Source organism: Sinomicrobium halophytocola, assembly GCF_052983395.1.
In genome coordinates, this window is record NZ_JBRKIT010000011.1 from 466469 (window position 1) to 483637 (window position 17169).

The window sequence follows — 17169 nt, forward strand, 5'->3', positions numbered from 1 at the left end:
TCATGACAGAAAACATTACATCCAAAGCTAAGAACACAGTTCTCCGGGCAGAAAAACTGTCAGTCGGCTATACGTCTGGAAAACAGGTTTCCGAAATAGCCCGGGATATCTCGTTTAGCCTGGATCTGGGGGAACTGACCGGGATTATAGGCGCAAACGGAATAGGAAAATCTACCTTGTTACGAACACTCTCCGGAATACAACCTGCTCTTTCCGGGGATATAATACTGGAGCAAAAATCTCTGGGCCGATATACCCACACCGCACTCGCACGGAAAATAAGCCTGGTACTCACTGAACAGCTGCCTTCCAGGAATCTTACGGTTGCCGAAACCATAGCTCTGGGCAGGCAACCCTATACAAACTGGATAGGCAACCTGACCAAAAGGGACTCCCTTAAAATAAAAGAAGCCATCACTCTGCTCGACCTTGAAAATATACAGCATCAGAAATGCTACGCACTGAGTGACGGACAACTGCAAAAAGTTATGATAGCCCGGGCCATAGCACAGGATACCCCGGTAATTATCCTGGATGAGCCCACCACTCACCTCGATGTTTATCACAAAACTCATATTCTCAAACTTCTAAAAGACCTGGCGCATCAGACCCGGAAGAGCATTCTTTATTCTTCACACGAAATAGACCTCTCCATACAATTGTGTGATAAAATGCTGGTTATGACAAAAAACCAGGCAGATTTCGGCACGCCCTGCCAACTGATAGAAAAAGGTAGTTTTCAACGTCTCTTCCCTCCCGATCTTATTGAATTTGACCGGAACACCGGGACTTTCCGTATAAAATAACAAGCATATTGTTTTTTAAATAAGCCATAACAGGCTTAACGGTGTAAATTAAAAAATTCTATCTTTGGAAAATAAATACCCATCAAAAAAATAGCCATATAAATGACTGAAAGTCTCCTCCTCTTTACCGTAGCTGTCATATCCGTTGTTGTGGGTGTATTTGCAGGTATATACATACAGGGGCTAAAATCTAAAACCCGCACCAGTACCTGGGCCGAGAGGGAAAACCAATTGCAATCGGCAATAAACGGGCTACGTGGTGATATGGAGAAACTGCATGCGGAAAAGGCAGATATTCAACGCGACAAGGAAGCTACGGGGCTTCAACTTGCCAGAAGGGAAGCAGAGCTGGAAAACCTCCGGCAAAAGAACGAAGAACAAAAGGAAGAAGTAGAAAAACTCCAGGAAAAATTCACACGGGAATTCGAGAACCTTGCAAATAAAATACTGGATGAAAAAAGTAATAAATTCACCCAGCAAAACAAGGAGAATATAAAAAATATACTCTCTCCCTTGCAGGAAAAGATCATGCTCTTCGAAAAAAAGGTAGAAGAAAGCCAGAAAGAAAATATAAGTATACATTCGGCACTGAGAGAACAATTGTTAAACCTGCAAAGCCAGAACCTGAAAATCACCCAGGAAGCGGAAAACCTTACCAGGGCGCTGAAAGGGGACAGCAAAATGCAGGGAAACTGGGGCGAACTGGTACTAGAACGCGTACTCGAAAAAAGTGGGCTGGAAAAAGGACGTGAGTACGAAATACAACAGAGTTTTACCAAAGAAGACGGTTCCAGGGTACTCCCGGACGTTATTATACACCTGCCGGACGGTAAGAAAATGGTAATAGACTCCAAGGTATCCCTTACCGCTTACGAACGTTTTGTAAATGCGGAAGAAGAGCAAAAAGAGCTCTTTATGAAAGAACATGTCAACTCCATAAAACGACATATAGAGCAACTTTCCGGAAAAAAATATGAAGATCTCTATGAAATGGAAAGTCCGGATTTCGTGCTTATGTTCATTCCGATTGAACCCGCTTTTGCCATCGCGATTAACCAGGACAATTCATTATACAATAAGGCTTTTGACAAAAACATCGTCATTGTCACCCCTTCCACCCTGCTCGCAACATTGCGGACCATAGACACGATGTGGAATAATGAAAAGCAACAACGCAACGCCATAGATATAGCCAGGCAGGCAGGAGCCCTTTACGATAAATTTGAAGGGTTCATAACGGACCTGACCAAAGTGGGTAAAAAAATGGACGAGGCCAAAACCGAGTATAAAGGGGCTATGAGCAAACTTTTTGAGGGCCGGGGCAATATCATTACCAGTATCGAAAAGCTAAAAAAAATGGGAGCCAAAGCCAAAAAATCACTCCCTGAAGCCGTTGTAAAGCGCGCCGGTGAAAACGAAGAAGACGAATAATACCAACAAAACTTTATCTATCTGTATATGAAAAAAGCCGCTATCATTATCCTGCTATCCGTTGTAGCTTTGTTTCTCATTTACTATGCCTTTATCTATTTTGTGCCTTACAGTACAGGGGTGCGTTCGGGAGAATTGATTAAAATAAGCCACAAAGGGGTTATGGTAAAGACCTGGGAAGGCGAAATCAGCCAGGGAATATCCGGAGCACAGATATTCAGCTTTTCCGTGTTGCCCAGAGATAAAAAGGTAATAGAAGACCTCAAAGAACTCCAGGGGCGCTATGTTAAAGTAGATTATGTAGAACGTATGACCACCTTTTTCTGGCTAGGCGATACCAAATATTTCGTAACCAACGTAGTAGAAGAACCTTCCCCCCATCAAAGAAAATTTTAAATATGACTACGCTTTTTAAGACCGTTGCAGAATCGGAAGTCACTATTTCGGAACTGATGCTGCCTTCTCATACCAATTTCAGTGGTAAAATACATGGAGGATACATTCTTTCTCTTCTGGACCAGATCGCTTTTGCATGTGCTTCCAAACACTCCGGGGCCTATTGTGTAACTGCTTCCGTAGACACGGTAGATTTTCTGATGCCCATAGAGGTAGGAGAACTGGTAACCATGAAAGCTTCTATCAATTTCACAGGAAATTCTTCCATGATAGTGGGCATACGGGTTGAGGCGGAGAATATACAAACCGGTGCCGTAAAACATTGTAATTCTTCCTACTTTACTATGGTAGCCAAAGACGATAATGGTAAAAATGTAAATGTTCCGGGCCTTATTATACGTTCGGAAAAAGAATTACACCGTATTCACAAAAGCATCAAACGTATAGAACTGCGCAAAGAAAGACAGGCGCATGCCTCTACCGTACATCTTACTACAAGCACGGCAGATATCTCTAAAAAATATAAAATCAGAATAGATATCATTGACTAGTCTCCTTTTTCACGACAACAATATCGTTTAATTACACGATAAAATTGAATATCGCTTAAATAGACGATAAACAAATAAATCGTTTTTAAAAGCGATATTTGTAAATATCGCTTTTTTAATAGATATTTGTTACATGACCAGTGTTATTACCGGAGATATTATCAATTCCCGCGAGGCTCTTTCTACCGTACAATGGCTTTCCGTATTAAAGGAAACCTTATCTCATGTATCTGTGGCTCCTAAATATTGGGAAATATTCCGGGGCGATAGTTTTCAGGTAGAAATACAGGATTACTACAATGCTTTTCAAACAGCGGTTTACATCAAAGCCAGCCTGAAAGAAATCAAGGGCCTCGACGTACGGATGGCGATAGGAATAGGGAGCAAGACCCACGAAGCGGCCACGATCTCCGAATCCAACGGAGGAGCTTTTATTTTTTCGGGAGAATTGTTTGAAACCTTAAAAAAAGAAAAGAAAAACCTGGCCATAAAAACCGGAATACATACTATAGACGAGGACTTAAACCTGTATTTCCGTCTCGGGCTTATAGCCATGGACAACTGGACCCCAAACTCCGCCGAAATTGTAAAACTGACCATTGACAATCCGAAAATTTCCCAACAGGAACTAGGAGATCTTATAAATATTAAACAAAACACTGTTAGCGAACGGCAAAAGAGGGCTTATCTGGATGAGATCATAGCCCTGGACCGTATGTACAGGCTTAAGGTCGACTACATAGAACACGCCCCCGGGTAATAATTGATATATCCCGAACAACGAAACCATATTTTGCATACCTCCAAAGCCCGAAAACCAAACACTGAAAACTTTTCTGCACCATGGTACTCTTATTAAAACTTTTATTAGCACACCTCATCGGCGATTTTATTTTGCAAAACGACCGTTGGGTCAAAGAAAAAGAAGAAAAGAAACTCGCTTCAGGAAAGTTATATATACATGCTGTACTGCACGCCCTGCTTACCCTTATTTTTTTATGGGATACCAAATTCTGGTATGCTCCGCTTATCATAGGCCTTACCCATTTTTTTATAGATGCGGCCAAACTGTTATTGCAGACCCCAAAAACCAAAAGACTACTTTTCTATATAGACCAGTTGTTACATCTTCTGGTCATTTTTATCGTATGGTGTTTAATGCAGGGCACAGTCCCCGCATTTTCCTTGTCCCAAAACCAATTACTATTGCTTACCGGCGGACTGTTCCTCACATTTCCGACATCCATCCTCATTAAGATAACCATATCTGTTTATACACCGAAAACAGATATGGAAAAAGACGATTCCCTGGAAAATGCCGGAAAGTATATTGGCATACTGGAGCGATTGCTCGTATTTATTTTTATTGTAACCGGGCATTGGGAAGGCGTAGGATTTCTTATCGCGGCCAAATCCATATTCCGTTTCAGCGACCTTACCCAGGCCAAAGACCGAAAACTCACCGAATATATTCTCATCGGTACCTTGCTCAGTTTCGGGACGGCCATTGTTGTCGCCATATTGTGTTCTTCACTATACTGATCGCACCTTATGACAGACCAGGATAAATACATGCAAGAATTGAGAACAGTAATGGAATGTTACAATTCTATAAGCGATGATTCCTGGTCATTGCTAAAGTCCATAACCGGGTTCCGGAATATAGAGAAAGGAGAAATACTACTCCGTCAAGGGCAGATAGCAAGGTACCTTCATTTTATTTGCCAAGGTGCCATGCGAATATATTTTACAGATCCGGACGGCAACGTGTACAATAAGAACCTCTTTATGGAAGGAAATTTTGCAGCTTCCAAAGCTTCGTTACTTCAAAATTCTCCCTCCTACTTCACCATTGAAGCCCTGGAAGACTCCGTACTATTAGACATCGAATATGAAGGTTACCGCAAACTTATCCGGGAAAAAGAGGATATCCGAAATTTCTATATCGCCTATATCGAAAAAAACTGGATCATTGAAAAGGAACAAAGGGAAATATCCTTTGTCATGGAAAATGCCACCGACCGTTATGTGAAACTACTGGAAAAACATCCGGATATAGACCGCCGCATCCCAAAATTACATATTGCTTCCCACCTGGGTATTACTCCTACGCAATTGAGCAGGATACGAAAAAAATTAAAATAAATTCCAAAATCAACCTATGTAAAGGCATACTTTATTTCCCGGAATTACTTTTGTCCCGATGCATCAATGAGTGTTTACCGGTAACACAAGTAATCTAGGATTAACAAAGAGAAAAGGTATGCAATTAATAGAAAATCTGAAGTGGCGCTATGCTACCAAAAAATTTGATCCTTCGAGGAAAATTTCTCCTGGAGATCTGGATAAATTGAGAGAAGCTATCCGGTTATCCACAACTTCTTATGGTTTGCAACTTTACAAGGCATTTATTATATCGGAACCGGAAATCCGGAAAAAGCTCCTGCCGGCCTCCTGGAACCAAAGCCAGGTAACCGATGCTTCCCATCTTATAGTTTTATGTCATTATACGGAAGCAAATACCGGTCACGTAGACGAATATATAAGGCTTCGGGCGGAAATACAGGATGTTACAGTGGAAGATCTGAAAGGGTACGGGGACTTTGTAGCACAGAAATTACGGGAAAAGTCCCTACATGAACAGAAAGAATGGAACGCCAGGCAAACCTATCTGGTATTGGGTCATCTGCTCAATGCCTGTGCCGAACTTAAGATTGACGCATGCCCTATGGAAGGTTTCGATCCGGAGGCATACGACCAGATTCTCGATCTTTCCGCCATGGGACTCAGTGCTTCCGTTGCCGTAACTATCGGTTATAGGTCACCCGAAGATAGTTCCCAGTACGAGAAAAAAGTGCGGAAAGATCCGAAAGACTTATTCGTAGAACTTTAACACGACTAAATGAATCAGCTAAACTTATCCGCACTGGCGTTTATCGGAGGCATTTTTCTGGCTATCCAGGGAGGTTATAATGCACGTCTCGGGGTTTTGTTAAAAAGTCCCCTGCTGGCATCTGTCCTCGCATTTTTTTTCAGTACCGTATTTGCATTGATCATAGCTGCCATCAGTCTGAAAAAACTTCCGGACAGGGAAATGATCAGACACATTCCCTTTTACCTCTGGTTTACGGGAGGCCTCTTTTCCGTTTTCGGAATCAGCTTGTATTACTATGTCATTCCCAAACTAGGGGTGTCTACGATGATTTCTCTCGGGCTATGCGGACAACTTATATTTGCCGTTATCGCCGGGCATTTCGGATGGTTACATTTACCTACGGAGCCTTTAACATTAAAAAGAATTCTCGGAGTCCTCTCCATGATGGCAGGAATTTTACTAATTAACATGAAATAAAAATGAAAACACAAGAAAACATACACAATCTGACCTCTTTATGGAAAACAGTAAGTAGTCCTTTCGGGATGTATTATCCTAAACAAGATTTTGACTATGCCATTGTTCCCGGTTCCGACTGGCCCAATCGCATATGGCCCAACAGGGACATTCCGGAAAGCAGCATTAAAGACATAATCCGGATCATGCGATCTGCTTCTGTAAAATTGACACTGCCCTACTGGGACATTTATCAAAATGAAACTCCTCTACTCCTGGAATCTCACGGTTTTTCAAAAACCTTTGAACAGGTAGGGATGTCCATGCCTCTTACCCGACACCTCCCCGAGCAAAACCGTCTGGACATCCGCCCGGTTTCTGACAAATACGAAGCCGCAACCTGGGCCACCTTATACCCGAAAGCTTTCGGATATCGCATAGGAGAAAATATATGGGACGCAACGCCTGGTAAAGTCCATTTTTATCTCGCCTATTACCAGAACAGGCCAATTGGCACGGCTATTATACATTATACGGGAAAAGTAGCCGGTATACATGGTGTAGGTATCCTTCCGGAAATGCGAAGAAACGGTTTCGCGGAAGAGATCATGAACTTTGCACTTAATCAGGCCGTGGATCACGGAGCCGAATATGCCACCCTGCAAGCCTCCGCTATGGGAAAAGGCCTTTATATAAAAATGGGATTTGCAGAGGAGTTTGTTATGAAGAATTATCAATTGTCTTAGCAGGAATCCGGGGATAGGTACCGCAGATAGCCCGGTACTTGTCCCTTTGATTCTGGTGCTGTGTTTGGGAGAAAAGATATTAATCTGTAATTTCGAAACCATATATATGGTTAATCTCAAAAAGCATCTCTATCCCAGCATTATGAAAATAATATATCTATGCATTCTGTCCCTGTTACTTCTTTCCTGTACGTCCCCAAAAAGTAAAACCAGGTTTATTGATGTTTCCGAAAGAGGATATTCTCACAGTGTGGAAATAGACATGGGAACATCAAAAATGGTTATCTTATCCGGGCAAATAGCGGTTGATGAAGAGGGAAAAATTGTAGGCACCGACAACTTTGAAAAACAGACCGATCAGGTTTTCAGGAATATAAAATCCCTCGTAGAAAAATCGGGCGGAACCATGGACAATCTCATTAAGATCGATTGTTATTTTACGGATATTTCCAGACTGGCCGACTTCCGAAAGATCAGGGATCGCTATATAAATGCGGAAACGCCTCCTACCAGTACGGCCGTAGAAGTTACCCGGTTGATAAACGGGGACCTGATGATTGAAATAGGGGCTATTGCAGTGATTGAGAAGTAATAGAATTCTTGCCTGTTGTATGACAATCCGGACATTCTCAATATAAGTTCCATTTAGTCTGCTTGTATTATTTTTAATTTAATCTCCTGAAATTTATTATAAACCATTTCTAAATCATCTGGCACCTCTTTTTTTAAGTTGCTTAATTTCCCATAAATAGTGTCTTTAGTGGTAAAGATTTTAACACTTATTCCCCCCCCATCATTTTCCCCATAAGTGCCCGATTTTTTAAATGACTCTTTTAAATTTAAGATTTTTGATAAAAATGTATTATTTGATGCTGCATAGGATTTTAAAATTCCTTTCTCCATCAGCTCTCCTTTTTCCCATATTTCCTCTACAAGATAAACACTATCATTATCCATCTCCAGAATATTGTATTTTTCAATCTCAAAATTCTTTGGAAATGAGTTGTTGAACTCGTAAAAACTCACCTTTACGGGCTTGTTTAATGATACTTGCGGTGTTACGATCTTTGGATCTTTTTGTTCTTTTTCCTGTGAGTTACAGGAAAGAAAACAAAGGAGCAATATAATGTATAAAATCTTTGTCATCAGTCAAGTTAATAATTAGTAATTAAACTTCTATCGCTTCTCAAAATATCCCATTGCCATTTAAATAAAGAATACATATTATTTTTAAAAATATTATCTCCCGAAGAGTAAAAACCTTTACTTAAATCATTAGGGTCAACCGGATTACCTTTTTGCCACTCATAATCCATATAATTATCCGTATATCCTTGATAAAATTTAAACGAACTCATTGAATCTGAAAAGATATGGGGAAGACTAAATGAATGTCCACATTCATGAATTACTGTTCTTTTACTAGATAACCCTGCATTAAATACAACATAATGGTTCCCCCAAACATTTGTTTGCGAATCTAATGAGCAAATTCCGGCAGTTCTTCCTTGCTGGATATCTGTATAAAACAAATAGGTTTGAGTATTACTGTTATCATCTATTTGCCCGGTCGGTGGTCTATGTCTTCCATATTTCTGATATAAGGTTTCAATGTTCTCCCTTATATTATCAGCACTCATTGAAGAATAATTGCTTAAGAAATGAGCTACATCATTATAGGATACCAAACGGGATAAATTTAGTACTTCTAATGCCACTACTTCAGCCCTTACCAATGCCTGATTAAACGACTGTTTTTTAAACAAAAATTGATAATCGTTCCTTAAGCTTGCCTGTATATTGCCGGTAATGACATTCACCACTACAATTTTTGCCTTTGGAATCATATCATTTTTATATACCATAAGTTTACCTACTTGCTCTTTTTGATTTTTTAACTGAGCAAAAACCTTTATTTCAGTATGCCTTGTTAAGGGTTTATCCTTAGATTGTATGTTAACTGCTCCCCTTACATGATAGAATTCTCTCCTATTATTACCTCCTAAATCTTTAATTTGTTTATTTCCTATAAGCGTTTTTAAATCAATCTTATCCGGAGTTATAACAAGATTAGAATCGCTCGATTCAAATATTAGTTTTGTGTCATCATGTACTAAAGCTTCAAGTTGTTCAATTTCCAAATCTAAAGTAATACCCTTGTCATGCATACGAGAACCATGAGCAAATTGTGCAGTTGTAGTATGTGGGAAAATAGATAACCAGGCCGGATAATAATTCTTTCCATAAGGGACAATTGGGTTTACATCCTTTTTAGGTTTGTTGTATTCATCCTTTAAAGCTTCGGGATTTTTACAAAGCGGAGTTTTAATACCAATTGTTGCTCCATTATTATCATTAGTAACCTTTTTTATAGGATAAATATATTCATCCCTTAACCAATCAAAACCATATTCTCCCTGATAATTAATTGGTCGCCTAAAATGAACCAGGAACTTCTTAAGTGTCGATGATATTTGCAACTCTTCATTAACCTCAAATTCCCGTCCTCCGGCCCTTATTTTATTTATTACCAAAGTCCTTGCCATTGTTATGTTTCTTTTTCAGTTTGTTGCCAGATCTTATTTATGCTTATAGATTGTAATTCTGCGGTACCATCCGCCTGTACTCTCCCGGAATAAATCATTTGTTGCCGTCCATCGTCTAAGTCCTGTCCCTCTTTATCTGCCATTTCTATCTCCAGGGTTTCTCCGGCGTCTATATTTTCCGTGCGCACGAAAAAACAGGCATTCTCCCCGTACTCTGAATTCTTTATTTTTCGGGAAGCCTCCTCATCCATCCAGTAACTCTCCACCACTTTAGGAGCATGGTCGGCACCTAATATTGCTCCCGGAAGCATCCGGGCAATTTGTATAAATTCTTCTGCTACGCTTCCGGCACTGTCTACCTGCAACGGATCGGTAATGGTAATTTTTCCTCCCGTGCTGCACATACATTCGGAATCGTGAAACAGGAACTTTTTGTTTTTGCCCAGGGTGGTCTTTTTACTGGTCTTTGTCCATTTTTGCAATGCAGGCACACATGGCAGATAATCACTGTTAGTAGGCTTCAATTTGCACTTTCCGAAGGTTTTGGGTACCTGCCTGTCCATATCTGTAGCCTTGAGTTTTCCCTGCACCCTTATTTTACGGTTTTCGGTCACCTTGAGTTCGGCAGGAGTAAAGCCCTGATCACATTGTAATACTGCTCCGTTACATACATAGATCTTATCGCTCATCTCTCAATAGTTTTAAACGGGTTTCGGTTTCTTTTCTGTAAATGTCCCCTATGGTCACCAGGGTTTTCACTTCTCCTCCTTCTATCCTCCCGGACTTCGGTTTAAGGTCGTAATGCCCGGAATAGTCAAACGACAATGCATGCTGACTTCCTTCATCCGCCAGGCTACCGACCAAAAGGTTCAGCTTTTTTCCAGGGAATTTCGGATGGTCCGTCTGTAATTCTCCCCGGAATTCCAGTTTCCCGGTATCCAGAATACGGTAAAAATCCTTTAGTTTTCCCTGCCATAAAACAGGTAACAAAAGTCCTTCGACAGCATCGTGAAGTACAAATTCCCGGTTCGTGGTGAAATATTCCGAATATGCTTTGTCGAATATGTCCGGGAACAAAAAACGGTAAAAAGTATCTTCCGTATAACACCGCTGTATATTGTCCTCCTTTAATTGCCATTCATAATCGGCTATATACTCCTTCAGGTCCGGGTAACGTTTCTCCAGGTCCGGCTTTATCCTGTTCCATTTTTCCCTGACCTCAGCAGTATTTTCCAAACGCAATATCTTTAATCCGGGACTTACCTGAAAAGTGAGGTCATTATTAACGCTGGCCAGCTGCAAAGCTATCTGCATAGCTTTTGAGACCTTTTTAACGGGGAATCCTCTGGAATCTACAGGGGTTTGTTTTTCACATTTCAACCGGTACCGCAGCATTTCCGTATTAAAATAGCCTTTGCATTCCAGGGAATACGCTGTTTTTATTCCGGAAAAAAAGGAGCGCTCCCCCTTTTTGATCCGGGTTTTTATCCAGGCCTCATAACCGTGTATTCCCGGCTCCGTATGGAGTCGGAGCACATAAGAAGTTTCTCTGGATTCGGTCAGGTTCATGGGACGTTGTTGTTTATCCGGAAACCGGGTATACTTTTACATCTGCCTTTTTTATCGGAATTTCTTCCTGTTCTCCCTTCAGAAACAGTCGGGCACCGGTATTTCCTTCTTCCACCCGGATCACCAATTGTACCCGTTCTTCTTTATTTTCCGCAAAAGCTTTTTCAAAAGCTTCAAATATCTCTCCTTCGTCAAAATAGGCTTTCATCCTGTAGCGGTCACCTTTATTGTTCTGCCAGGTTACCAGGATATGGTTTGGCAGTGCTCTTTCTTCATAAGATACAATCTCCGGATTATTTCCCGTAGTAAACAGGTCTTCCCCGTTATAATAAGTTATGAGTATCTCGGAGACGGTTTCATCCTGTCCGGAAAATACCATTTCCGGGTGCCATTGGTAACGCTTTCTGTACGTGTCCCATCGTTCCAGGGGAACCGGTTCTTTCCGAACGGCATCTTTCACATCTTCTTCTATTGTACTTCGGATGTGCTCCTCTAAAGACACTTCGGAATCCGGCATAAACTCTTCTTTTGTTATCACCGTATCTTTAGCCCGGAACCAGTCTATTTCAACCTTTTTCCCGCTTCCTGCCATCCATACGGCAACTTTTCCTCCGGGAGCCATTCCCACATTAATAACATCGTAAGTCTTCTTCTTTCCCGTCCGGTCTTCAAAACCTTCCCTGAACAATTTTGCAATCTTTTCTTCCGGAAGTTTAAAACGTCCCGTATAAAACTTGTTTTCGCGATAAGATAACCAGGTGATATCAAAAGAACCGGGAATTTCCCTTTTATCATCATCCGAGTAATGTGACGGCCCGGGCATTCCCCAGTCCTGTCCGTTTTTAGCCCCCAGGGTATGCCCGGTGGGAATACGTACCGAGGAGCCATCCCCGTAATAAAAAGTTCCTTTATATACCTCCATAGGGTAATTCTTCGGCGCAGACACCGAAGGTATCCATTCATATTTTTCCATGGTAGTCTGGCTTGTACAGGAAAGCACTCCTGTTATCACTGTTACTAAAATGATATTGCGTATTATGTTCATCCGCATTCTTATCCGTTATGTATTACTCGTTGTCTTTGTCCGTTCTCCCAGTTTGGCCGCATAACAGACGTAGGTCCGGGAAGCCAGTTACTGTAATAGGCTGAGAAATGCAGGTACCGGTTCCGAAGCCATCGCAATGTTTCCCTGTCCTGCTCATTTTCAAAAGACATCGGTCCCAACTCTCCTTTCACATAGGCATCCAAACGCGACTTCACACCGCTCAGTTCACCGGTTACGGGATGTTTTCTACTCAGTTTTGACATTTCCATCGCTACTTTTTTCGCTATGCTGTATTCCGCCATGATATGTAACGGAATATCCCCGTACCTGCTGCTAATGCCGGTCCTGTTCCCGTTCAGGTTTCCCCAGAAATTGTTGATCCTTATTTCTTCGGGAAGGTACCACCCTTGTTCAATTAAAAATTGACGGTCTTGTTCCAGGTTAGAAATGGAAGCATTCCTGTTGAGAAAACGTTCTTCATCCGCATTATCTTCATAACCGCCTCCGATATCGGAATGTACTCCCGGTAAAACTTTTTCTACTCCTTTTCCCCCGGCACTGGCTATATTGGTAAGGCTGAAGTTTACCCGATGCTCATCGGCAGCTGCTAATTGAAAGGTGTTTCTGGATTTTTTTATGGCATCCAGGTTCAGTTGGCGGGTATCGTTACTGTGGATCAGCCCGTAGGAAGCCACCGTATCGTATAGTCCCACAAAGCGGACTACGATCATTTTGGCTTCAATTCCTTCTTCTGCCAGCGCCTCTCCCAAAGCGCCGCTATCCACATCATATCTTATAATACGCGGAGGTGTACGGGGATTACCCTGAATAATTTGCTTTACGTCTCCTTCCTTTTGGGTTACTTCATGCACAAAATTACGTGCCGCGGCAGCACCCCGGCTAAATCCATAGGTATCGAGAACCAACAGGTCTATTTCAAAAAGATTTCTTCTGCCAATATTTTCCACTACTTTTTCACAGGCTTTCACCACTTTGGCCCGTACCCCGGCACCACCGGTCCCGAAACCACCACCGAAAGTCGTATCCTTCTCAAAATCTTCCGTTCCTATTCCCTCTATATAGATAGCCAGTTGCTTTTGCTTTTCCTCGTTTTTAATTTCATAGAAAGGTTCGAGCCGGGCTACATTGGAATAGTAATTTTCAAAACTGTTCTGCCCTTCGATATACCTGTCTGCGAGCCCGGCATCAAAAGACAGGTTGTTTTCTCTTTTTTCGTGTTCCAGCCTCGAATCCGTATTATTACGGTTGTTCCAGGTACCGTCAAAAAATACCCCGACGGTGACATTTACCGCATCTTCGGACAGGTTTTCTTCATAATCCGCTTTCCCTACATACACTGTGGAAGTCTGAACATTTACACCACTCAGTACCTCCCGGCTTTCCTGTTCCGGGGCTCCTGTTCTTTCTGCGGTTAATAAAACAGTAGCGTTAGCATTTTCCATGATACTAATTGTTATTCTCCGTAATCCACTCCTTCGGCACTGGCAATAGTGATCAGCCCCCCTGCGTTGGTTTTTATTTCCCCGCTGGTATCTGTTATTATTTCCTGTGCCTGTTGTTTATAAGTAGTGCTCAATACCTTGATCTCCTCGTTTACCCTGACATCTTTGTTATTGGCCCTGAACATATGATCGTTGGTCACTATTTCCGACTTGTTATTCCCCACCTGAATATCCAGGTCTTCCTCCACATTGATCTGCATGTTTTTCGCATTCAGGGTCATGGTTTCATTGGCGGTGATATCTATATTATTTCCTACGGTATCTATAAAAATAATATTCTTGTTCTTGTCTGTAATTGTTATGCTCTCCGCTCCTTTGGCATCACTGAGCTTTATGATGTGACCACTACGGGTGTGGATCACTTTAAAGTCGTTTTCCGCCGTGGCGTATCCGCTGGACTGTTTGCCATTGTACAGGGCACCCGTAACATAGGGTTTCTCGGCATTGCCTCCTTCAAATGCCACCTGCACCTCTTCTCCCACTTCGGGTATAAAGTAAAAACCTTTGTTCCCTCCGCTGTGAGGTTGTACCATAGGTATCCACGGGCTTTCGTAATCCCAGTGAAATTTGACCTTCACCCTTCCTAATCCTTTGGGATCGTTATTATCGGTTACTATGGCCGACTGGGTCTCAGCTACGGGTGGTGTGAAAATATTGGTATAGGGGGGAACTTCTACCGAATCGGGCACCGCGGTAAATTCGTTGCTGTAGTTTCCTTTGCCATCGCAATGATGCGTTATGGAGGTCACGTAATAATTGCCATAGTACTTTTCCTGTACCAGGTCTTTGGGATTTTGTGTCAGGCCGAATTTCGGCTCTTTGATACCTATAATATCTCCCACATGAAAACGCGTATCTTCCGACACTCCCGTGGCAAGTACCAGGCGGGAGACTCTTGCCTGGGCCTGAGTTTTCACCCTGCTCAGCAGGTGGCTACGGGCATTGCCCTCGGCAAGGGGATGATGGTAAAACAACTCCGATTCCCCCTCCGGGTACATTTTTTCCGATGTTTCCACCATGTATTGTAAAAGGCCCTGCGAATTGTGTCCTATTTCCGAAGACCTGGCATGCTGCACCTCCGCCGAAGCAGCGTCATACCCGGTATATTGAAAACCGAGTGGCCTGGCGCTGATCCTGATATCAAATTCTTCCAGGGTGCGCCCGTATTCCAGGGAGACCTGCCTGCCTTTCGGCCTGCCGAATACCAGCTCTTCACCATTGAAATAAAACCATTGTCCTTTTTTCTGTGCCAGGCGGCGTAAGAAGTTGAAATCGCTTTCTTTATACTGTACGATATAATCCGGTTGTTCGTCGTCCGCATTCTGGGTAAACCGTACCTTTCCCGTGTGTAACCGGGTAGCTTCGTGGATGATCTTAGTAAGACTTTCTCCCACAAAATTCCTGGTCTTGGGCACACCGTCCATATAAATAGTGGGACTGTGGCCGGAAACGACAATGCCGCCCGCATCTCCCCCGGCGCGGGCCAGACTGGCGTCGGTTACCACCCCGCGAAATACATGCGTATCCTCTTCTCCGAAGTTTTTGGGAGTAATCTCCACGTGAACGGCGCCACCTATATAACGTTGCATCCTCTCCAGCGCATTTTCGGAAAATCCCTTATGGAATACCTCCACAAAGGAAAAGGTATGATGGCCGTTTACCTGCTGGGTTATTTCCAGGTTGTCGAATTCTATAATATCCTCACCATCTATGCGGATTATTACACTGGTCTGGGTTGCCATAGCCTGTGTTTTTTAGTTAAAGTATATGTATATATTCGGTTCATTTTTTTTATAGATCGGGGCTATTTCTACTTCTTTTAAGCTTATGTCACTTTAAAAAGTTACTATTTGCACGCTCATTAAAAAATATTAATGTATAGTATCCTTTATATAAACATCCTTTTCAAAATAACTTCTATGCTCATAATAGTTATGATTTAATGAATCCGGTACATGGTTCTCTGTATAGTAATATTCTACAATAATCCCCCTGAATTTCTTTGGGCCCGGAGTATCATAATATCGCCCGAAAATTACGGTCCAGGGATAATTTCCTTCCATCTTAAATGCCTTTTTTATATCCGTTTCTATATTCAGATTACGAGTTGTATCCGTTTCAACTTCTTCTATATTTGAAAAATCTTTATTAAAATTTTTCGAATAATCTTTTGGTACTACCACCATGACCATTGAATTTTTATCCTTAAACAAAGGTTCCTTTAAACTAATAACTGCCTGAATAGGCCTGCCTAAAGAAATTGTATCATTGTCATATTGTATCGTATAATAATTACTTTTATTAGGAATAGTATCTCCCTTATTATCAAAAACCCAATTCCGGTTTAAATGAGGTTTCCCCCCGATATTCTTAATTTCCTTTATTTCCTGCAAAACACCTTCTTCATTGTAATATTTCCATTCTCCTATCGGGAAGTCTTCATGAATTATTTTTCCCTCGGATTTAATTTTTCCGTTTTTATGAAAATTTTTTCTCCATATACTATCTTCACTCATTTCCGTATTCATTTGTAAAGAATCAGGAAGCTTAATTTCTATTTGGGATGTGGAATTCTTTTCTTCCTTCTTCTTTGTTTTGTTATTACATGAAGAGAATAGCAGGAATCCACTTAAAAATATATAATAAACAATGGGGCTATTGTCTTTTATTTCTTTCATTGTATTAATGTATAGTATCCTTCACAAATACATTCTTGGAAATAAGGGTTTCATTCGTTCTCATTTTCACATTTCCATCCTTATCTTCACCTTTTTGGATAATAATATCCTCAACAACCCCATTCAGCAAATTATTCCCGGGTTTGGTAAATACTGCTTCAAATGAAAAGTAACCATGTCCGAGAGTATCCTCGTATATAAAGTGTTCCGTTTTTTTTATTTCTTCCAGGCTTATAAAGTCCTCTTTGGGGTCAATGGCAATATGAAGGAAAACATACCTTTTATCAATATTCGAAGGCCTGATAGTATCTAATCTTGATACAAGGTTATACCATAATTTTCCTAGTATGAGTCCCTGTCCGAGGGTAACAGTATCCGGGAAATCAATAACTACAAATTCTTCGATATTTTTATTTTTTTGTTCGTTAATGTCAATTATCTTTTTACTATCTGGTTTTCTGTTTCTATCACAGGAAATCACAACCAACAAAAACACTATTAGCAATAAATGTATTTTACCATAAGCGCATATATTGTTTTTCATATT

20 protein-coding genes are annotated in these 17169 nt (G+C 41.4%); 11 read left to right on the forward strand and 9 right to left on the reverse strand.

The annotated features are described in order from the left end of the window. Positions 1 to 2: 2 nt before the first annotated feature. The 11 genes from ACVBDY_RS03940 to ACVBDY_RS03990 all read left to right on the forward strand — a co-directional run bounded on the left by ACVBDY_RS03940 (position 3) and on the right by ACVBDY_RS03990 (position 7853). Positions 3 to 806, forward strand: a complete 804-nt coding sequence (locus ACVBDY_RS03940) for an ABC transporter ATP-binding protein (RefSeq protein ID WP_447174164.1) — start codon at positions 3 to 5, stop codon at positions 804 to 806. Between the two features lie 102 nt (positions 807 to 908). Next, on the forward strand, positions 909 to 2237 hold the full coding sequence (locus ACVBDY_RS03945; RefSeq protein WP_447174165.1) for a DNA recombination protein RmuC: 1329 nt from the start codon (positions 909 to 911) through the stop codon (positions 2235 to 2237). Positions 2238 to 2264: 27 nt separating this feature from the next. Beyond that, entirely contained in the window at positions 2265 to 2633 is a 369-nt protein-coding gene (locus ACVBDY_RS03950; RefSeq protein ID WP_447174166.1) for a 6-phosphogluconate dehydrogenase, read from the forward strand. A 2-nt stretch (positions 2634 to 2635) separates the two neighbouring features. Next, entirely contained in the window at positions 2636 to 3184 is a 549-nt protein-coding gene (locus tag ACVBDY_RS03955; RefSeq protein ID WP_447174167.1) for an acyl-CoA thioesterase, read from the forward strand. 133 nt (positions 3185 to 3317) lie between these two features. Further along, on the forward strand, positions 3318 to 3944 hold the full coding sequence (locus ACVBDY_RS03960; protein ID WP_447174168.1) for a transcriptional regulator: 627 nt from the start codon (positions 3318 to 3320) through the stop codon (positions 3942 to 3944). A gap of 83 nt (positions 3945 to 4027) precedes the next feature. Continuing rightward, complete coding sequence (locus ACVBDY_RS03965) at positions 4028 to 4726, forward strand: DUF3307 domain-containing protein (protein WP_447174169.1); 699 nt, start codon at positions 4028 to 4030, stop codon at positions 4724 to 4726. Positions 4727 to 4756: 30 nt separating this feature from the next. Further along, the gene (locus ACVBDY_RS03970) at positions 4757 to 5329 is read left to right on the forward strand and encodes a Crp/Fnr family transcriptional regulator (protein WP_447174170.1); all 573 of its coding nucleotides are present in this window, start codon (positions 4757 to 4759) and stop codon (positions 5327 to 5329) included. Positions 5330 to 5447: 118 nt separating this feature from the next. Next, positions 5448 to 6077: an NAD(P)H-dependent oxidoreductase gene (locus tag ACVBDY_RS03975; protein ID WP_447174171.1), complete on the forward strand. Its 630-nt coding sequence runs from the start codon at positions 5448 to 5450 to the stop codon at positions 6075 to 6077. Between the two features lie 9 nt (positions 6078 to 6086). Then, positions 6087 to 6536 carry a DMT family transporter gene (locus tag ACVBDY_RS03980; protein WP_447174172.1) on the forward strand — a complete coding sequence of 150 codons (450 nt, stop codon included), beginning with the start codon at positions 6087 to 6089 and terminating at the stop codon, positions 6534 to 6536. A gap of 2 nt (positions 6537 to 6538) precedes the next feature. Then, a complete protein-coding gene (locus tag ACVBDY_RS03985; RefSeq protein ID WP_447174173.1) occupies positions 6539 to 7261 on the forward strand; it encodes a GNAT family N-acetyltransferase in 723 nt (240 codons plus the stop codon). Between the two features lie 142 nt (positions 7262 to 7403). After that, positions 7404 to 7853, forward strand: a complete 450-nt coding sequence (locus ACVBDY_RS03990; protein WP_447174174.1) for a RidA family protein — start codon at positions 7404 to 7406, stop codon at positions 7851 to 7853. Between the two features lie 53 nt (positions 7854 to 7906). On the opposite strand, the gene ACVBDY_RS03995 is transcribed toward ACVBDY_RS03990, so the two are convergent. The 9 genes from ACVBDY_RS03995 to ACVBDY_RS04035 all read right to left on the reverse strand — a co-directional run bounded on the left by ACVBDY_RS03995 (position 7907) and on the right by ACVBDY_RS04035 (position 17166). Further along, entirely contained in the window at positions 7907 to 8407 is a 501-nt protein-coding gene (locus tag ACVBDY_RS03995) for a hypothetical protein (RefSeq protein ID WP_447174175.1), read from the reverse strand. Positions 8408 to 8415: 8 nt separating this feature from the next. After that, positions 8416 to 9807, reverse strand: a complete 1392-nt coding sequence (locus tag ACVBDY_RS04000; RefSeq protein WP_447174176.1) for a hypothetical protein — start codon at positions 9805 to 9807, stop codon at positions 8416 to 8418. A gap of 2 nt (positions 9808 to 9809) precedes the next feature. Continuing rightward, a complete protein-coding gene (locus ACVBDY_RS04005; protein ID WP_447174177.1) occupies positions 9810 to 10496 on the reverse strand; it encodes a DUF4280 domain-containing protein in 687 nt (228 codons plus the stop codon). Next, positions 10486 to 11376: a hypothetical protein gene (locus ACVBDY_RS04010; RefSeq protein WP_447174178.1), complete on the reverse strand. Its 891-nt coding sequence runs from the start codon at positions 11374 to 11376 to the stop codon at positions 10486 to 10488. Before ACVBDY_RS04010 ends, ACVBDY_RS04005 begins: the two co-directional genes overlap by 11 nt. Before the next feature lie 13 nt (positions 11377 to 11389). Continuing rightward, positions 11390 to 12421: a DUF2931 family protein gene (locus tag ACVBDY_RS04015; RefSeq protein WP_447174179.1), complete on the reverse strand. Its 1032-nt coding sequence runs from the start codon at positions 12419 to 12421 to the stop codon at positions 11390 to 11392. An 8-nt stretch (positions 12422 to 12429) separates the two neighbouring features. Then, positions 12430 to 13884 carry a T6SS phospholipase effector Tle1-like catalytic domain-containing protein gene (locus tag ACVBDY_RS04020; RefSeq protein WP_447174180.1) on the reverse strand — a complete coding sequence of 485 codons (1455 nt, stop codon included), beginning with the start codon at positions 13882 to 13884 and terminating at the stop codon, positions 12430 to 12432. An 11-nt stretch (positions 13885 to 13895) separates the two neighbouring features. Further along, positions 13896 to 15686: a type VI secretion system Vgr family protein gene (locus ACVBDY_RS04025; protein ID WP_447174181.1), complete on the reverse strand. Its 1791-nt coding sequence runs from the start codon at positions 15684 to 15686 to the stop codon at positions 13896 to 13898. Between the two features lie 129 nt (positions 15687 to 15815). After that, complete coding sequence (locus ACVBDY_RS04030; RefSeq protein ID WP_447174182.1) at positions 15816 to 16622, reverse strand: hypothetical protein; 807 nt, start codon at positions 16620 to 16622, stop codon at positions 15816 to 15818. A gap of 4 nt (positions 16623 to 16626) precedes the next feature. Then, positions 16627 to 17166: a hypothetical protein gene (locus ACVBDY_RS04035; RefSeq protein ID WP_447174183.1), complete on the reverse strand. Its 540-nt coding sequence runs from the start codon at positions 17164 to 17166 to the stop codon at positions 16627 to 16629. Positions 17167 to 17169 lie beyond the last annotated feature (3 nt).

Coding starts and splice junctions, on each gene's coding strand:
- ACVBDY_RS04000 (WP_447174176.1), bottom strand. CDS start 9,807: ATGGCAAGGACTTTGGTAATAAATAAAATAAGGGCCGGAGGACGGGAA.
- ACVBDY_RS04035 (WP_447174183.1), bottom strand. CDS start 17,166: ATGAAAAACAATATATGCGCTTATGGTAAAATACATTTATTGCTAATA.
- ACVBDY_RS03940 (WP_447174164.1), top strand. CDS start 3: ATGACAGAAAACATTACATCCAAAGCTAAGAACACAGTTCTCCGGGCA.
- ACVBDY_RS03980 (WP_447174172.1), top strand. CDS start 6,087: ATGAATCAGCTAAACTTATCCGCACTGGCGTTTATCGGAGGCATTTTT.
- ACVBDY_RS03960 (WP_447174168.1), top strand. CDS start 3,318: ATGACCAGTGTTATTACCGGAGATATTATCAATTCCCGCGAGGCTCTT.
- ACVBDY_RS03990 (WP_447174174.1), top strand. CDS start 7,404: ATGAAAATAATATATCTATGCATTCTGTCCCTGTTACTTCTTTCCTGT.
- ACVBDY_RS04020 (WP_447174180.1), bottom strand. CDS start 13,884: ATGGAAAATGCTAACGCTACTGTTTTATTAACCGCAGAAAGAACAGGA.
- ACVBDY_RS04025 (WP_447174181.1), bottom strand. CDS start 15,686: ATGGCAACCCAGACCAGTGTAATAATCCGCATAGATGGTGAGGATATT.
- ACVBDY_RS03955 (WP_447174167.1), top strand. CDS start 2,636: ATGACTACGCTTTTTAAGACCGTTGCAGAATCGGAAGTCACTATTTCG.
- ACVBDY_RS03950 (WP_447174166.1), top strand. CDS start 2,265: ATGAAAAAAGCCGCTATCATTATCCTGCTATCCGTTGTAGCTTTGTTT.
- ACVBDY_RS03945 (WP_447174165.1), top strand. CDS start 909: ATGACTGAAAGTCTCCTCCTCTTTACCGTAGCTGTCATATCCGTTGTT.
- ACVBDY_RS04005 (WP_447174177.1), bottom strand. CDS start 10,496: ATGAGCGATAAGATCTATGTATGTAACGGAGCAGTATTACAATGTGAT.
- ACVBDY_RS04015 (WP_447174179.1), bottom strand. CDS start 12,421: ATGAACATAATACGCAATATCATTTTAGTAACAGTGATAACAGGAGTG.
- ACVBDY_RS03965 (WP_447174169.1), top strand. CDS start 4,028: ATGGTACTCTTATTAAAACTTTTATTAGCACACCTCATCGGCGATTTT.
- ACVBDY_RS03970 (WP_447174170.1), top strand. CDS start 4,757: ATGCAAGAATTGAGAACAGTAATGGAATGTTACAATTCTATAAGCGAT.
- ACVBDY_RS03995 (WP_447174175.1), bottom strand. CDS start 8,407: ATGACAAAGATTTTATACATTATATTGCTCCTTTGTTTTCTTTCCTGT.
- ACVBDY_RS03975 (WP_447174171.1), top strand. CDS start 5,448: ATGCAATTAATAGAAAATCTGAAGTGGCGCTATGCTACCAAAAAATTT.
- ACVBDY_RS04010 (WP_447174178.1), bottom strand. CDS start 11,376: ATGAACCTGACCGAATCCAGAGAAACTTCTTATGTGCTCCGACTCCAT.
- ACVBDY_RS03985 (WP_447174173.1), top strand. CDS start 6,539: ATGAAAACACAAGAAAACATACACAATCTGACCTCTTTATGGAAAACA.
- ACVBDY_RS04030 (WP_447174182.1), bottom strand. CDS start 16,622: ATGAAAGAAATAAAAGACAATAGCCCCATTGTTTATTATATATTTTTA.